The 1,483-nt window shown below is 45.2% G+C and carries 1 protein-coding gene; it reads left to right on the top strand.

The genetic code is table 11. The annotated features are described in order from the left end of the window. The first annotated feature begins 53 nt into the window (after positions 1-53). Positions 54-1,379: a reactive chlorine resistance oxidoreductase RclA gene (gene rclA, locus ACT3RR_RS23050; protein WP_004117991.1), complete on the top strand. Its 1,326-nt coding sequence runs from the start codon at positions 54-56 to the stop codon at positions 1,377-1,379. Positions 1,380-1,483 lie beyond the last annotated feature (104 nt).

Below are 1,483 nucleotides of genomic sequence, written 5' to 3'. Positions count from 1 at the left end.
TTTTGCGTCTATAGTCATGATATCAAATGAACGCGTTTCGACAGGAAATCATCATGAATAAATATCAGGCAGTTATTATTGGTTTTGGCAAGGCTGGAAAAACATTAGCCGTCACGCTGGCAAAAGCAGGTTGGCGTGTGGCTCTCATCGAACAATCAAATGCAATGTATGGCGGGACCTGTATTAATATCGGCTGTATCCCAACCAAAACATTGGTTCATGACGCACAGCAGCACACAGATTTTGTCCGTGCCATACAGCGTAAAAATGAAGTGGTTAATTTTTTACGTAATAAGAATTTTCATAATCTTGCGGATATGCCCAATATCGACGTGATCGACGGCCAGGCGGAGTTTATCAATAATCATAGCCTGCGTGTTCATCGGCCTGAGGGAAATCTGGAGATTCATGGCGAGAAAATTTTTATTAATACCGGTGCACAAGCCGTGGTTCCGCCAATTCCTGGAATTACCACCACGCCTGGTGTATATGACAGCACCGGATTACTTAATCTAAAAGAATTGCCTGGGCATTTAGGTATTTTGGGCGGCGGATATATTGGCGTTGAGTTCGCCTCTATGTTCGCTAATTTTGGCAGCAAAGTAACCATTTTAGAGGCAGCTTCGCTGTTTTTGCCTCGGGAAGATCGGGATATTGCTGATAATATCGCGACGATTTTACGCGATCAGGGCGTCGATATTATCCTCAATGCCCATGTGGAGCGAATCAGTCACCATGAAAATCAAGTGCAAGTGCATAGCGAGCACGCCCAACTGGCGGTGGATGCACTGTTAATAGCTTCCGGTCGTCAACCGGCTACCGCTTCGTTACATCCAGAAAATGCCGGTATCGCAGTAAACGAGCGCGGGGCAATTGTCGTTGACAAGCGATTACATACTACCGCAGACAATATTTGGGCGATGGGAGATGTTACCGGCGGGCTGCAATTTACTTACATATCACTGGATGATTACCGCATTGTACGTGATGAGTTACTGGGTGAAGGCAAACGTAGTACTGATGATCGGAAAAATGTGCCTTATTCCGTATTTATGACACCGCCCCTGTCCAGGGTTGGTATGACAGAAGAACAAGCCAGAGAGAGTGGTGCTGATATTCAGGTGGTGACATTGCCTGTAGCTGCAATTCCGCGCGCCAGAGTGATGAACGATACCCGTGGGGTATTAAAAGCGATTGTTGATAATAAAACCCAACGTATATTAGGGGCATCACTGCTGTGTGTTGACTCCCACGAGATGATCAATATAGTGAAAATGGTGATGGATGCCGGGCTGCCTTATAGCATATTACGCGATCAGATATTTACTCATCCGTCGATGAGCGAATCACTCAATGATCTATTTTCATTAGTCAAATAAACTCAAAATCAGACGCCAGAACAAATATTCTGGCGTCTCAGAGGTGATGCTGCCAACTTACTGATTTAGTGTATGATGGTGTTTTTGAGGTGCTCCAGTGGCTT

The organism is Ewingella sp. AOP8-B2-18 (assembly GCF_052376015.1).
GTDB lineage: Bacteria > Pseudomonadota > Gammaproteobacteria > Enterobacterales > Enterobacteriaceae > Ewingella > Ewingella allii.
The sequence above is the reverse complement of the archived record's forward strand: the minus strand, read 5'-3'. Positions and strand labels throughout refer to the sequence as shown.

Excerpts from the sequence above, each read along its gene's own strand:
- rclA (WP_004117991.1), top strand. The coding sequence starts at position 54 with ATGAATAAATATCAGGCAGTTATTATTGGTTTTGGCAAGGCTGGAAAA.